Below are 338 nucleotides of genomic sequence, written 5' to 3'. Positions count from 1 at the left end.
TGGCTGTACCGATATTACCCATACCGGCATGAAGGGAGACGCCGGGTTTATCTTCCGGGGTGGCATGATTACCGCCTGCGCCTTTTTCATGATCTGGTGGCAGGTTATGAGTACCTGGTTGGCCGGGCACAGTCATCGACTGACTTTAGCCATCATGCAGTTTTTTGGTGTGCTGGCGGCTTTGGGGCTGCTGGTTGGTACTGCGGTTTTATTACCGGACAAGTCAGCAACTCACTGGGGTGTGCATGTCCGTGGCGCCAATCTGTTTTTTCAGGGCATGTTGGTGGCGCTGACGATTAACTATGTATTGATCTGGCGTGGCCGCAGGCGGGGTTTGC

The 338-nt window shown here is 54.4% G+C and carries 1 protein-coding gene; it reads left to right on the top strand.

Going from position 1 to position 338, the window contains the following annotated elements; translation table 11 throughout:
- Window positions 1-106 precede the first annotated feature (106 nt).
- On the top strand, window positions 107-338 hold a 232-nt coding region (locus tag Q4563_RS17755), incomplete at its 3' end, for a hypothetical protein (protein WP_303605443.1).

Source organism: Gilvimarinus sp. 1_MG-2023, from assembly GCF_030548285.1.
Note: the sequence above shows the minus strand (reverse complement) of the source record. Positions and strands in the feature narration are given on the sequence as shown.